Source organism: Pseudomonas sp. JV245A, assembly GCF_032424515.1.
Lineage (GTDB): Bacteria > Pseudomonadota > Gammaproteobacteria > Pseudomonadales > Pseudomonadaceae > Aquipseudomonas > Aquipseudomonas protegens.
The window spans coordinates 1-1,275 of sequence record NZ_VYKE01000386.1 but is presented as its reverse complement, the minus strand read 5'-3'; the positions used below and the strand labels follow the sequence as shown (position 1 = coordinate 1,275).

At 68.0% G+C, this 1,275-nt stretch carries 2 protein-coding genes; one reads left to right on the top strand and one right to left on the bottom strand.

Annotated elements, in window-relative coordinates; genetic code table 11:
* Positions 1-613 (top strand): SDR family oxidoreductase (locus F6S12_RS31870; protein WP_315869875.1); only part of this gene is annotated, 613 nt, incomplete at its 5' end.
* A 15-nt stretch (positions 614-628) separates the two neighbouring features.
* On the opposite strand, the gene F6S12_RS31865 is transcribed toward F6S12_RS31870, so the two are convergent.
* Positions 629-1,275: YoaK family protein (locus tag F6S12_RS31865; protein ID WP_315869874.1), on the bottom strand; the 647-nt coding region annotated here is incomplete at its 5' end.

Below are 1,275 nucleotides of genomic sequence, written 5' to 3'. Positions count from 1 at the left end.
CAGCGCGGCCATCGAGGCGCGTACCGGCAGCCCCGCCGATCAGGTGGTGGTGGACCTGGCCAGCAGCGACAGCGTCAAGGCCGCCCTGGCTGAGATCCACGTCCGCCACCCGCAAGTGGACATCCTGATCAACAACGGCGCCATGTGGCTGGAGGCCAGCGAGCAGCCCCACAGCGCCGCTGAAGTCACCGGGGTGATCGACGCCGCACTGAGCGGCACCTTCCTCCTGACCCAGGGCCTGCTGCCGGTGCTCAAGGCTTCCAAGCGCCCGGACATCGTCACCATCGGCTCCATCAGCGGCTTGCCCAATGCACCGCTGCACAGCGTGTCGCTGCCGTTCTATGCGGCCAAGCACGGGCAACTGGCCCTGGCCGATGGCCTGCGGCAGATGCTCAAGGGCACGCCGGTGCGCTCGCTGTGCGTGCACCCGCCGTACCTGGAGGATGTCTCGCCGCTGGATGAGGCCTGGCAGCAGATTCCGGCGCGGCAGAAGGGCGAGCAGGGCACCAACCGTGATGTGGTGGAGGCCGTGATCTTCGCCCTGACCCGGCCGCGGCATATCAGCCTGTCGTCGATCGTGATCGATACCGACAGCGGCGGCCTGTTCAGCTGATAGCCATGCTCAATGTCAGCGGTTCTTGTAGCCCAGTTGCCAGCGGCGGGGGATCTTCAATGACGCCACACCCAGCAGCACGGCAAACAACCCGCTGACATACAGTGCCTTGAGCCCCAGGTGCTGTTCCAGCAAGGCGCCCAGCACCGCCCCGGCGAACATGCCGCTCCAGGGCACCAGTTGCACCCGCCAGCCGTTGCGCCGGTCGCCGAGCATCCAGCGCCCCAGGCCGCGGCCAAAGCGTGAGAGGGCGCCGGTGACGTAGGTCAGGCCGATGGGCAGGCCGTTCACTTCCTCCACCGCGGCGTTGAGCATGCCCATGGCAATGATGGCCGCCAGCAGGGCCGGCAGTTGCTGCTCGAAAGGCCAGGCAGCAGAGGCGCAGAGCAACGCGCCGATGCTCAGCAGCAAGGGCAGGGCACGGTGCCCGGCAAGGCGGCTGACCACCACGCCCAGGGCGTTACCGACGATAAAGGTGGCCACCAGGAGCAGCAGGCGCAGCACCAGGCCCGGTTCGCCATCGCTGATGGCCACGGCCATGCGCGTGGTGTTGCCGCTCATGAAGGAAACGAAATCCCCGGTGGCCATGAAGCCGATGGCGTCGGTCATCCCCGCCAGCACCGAAAGGCAGGCCACCAGCCCGAGGCCGACCCGCCCGCGCC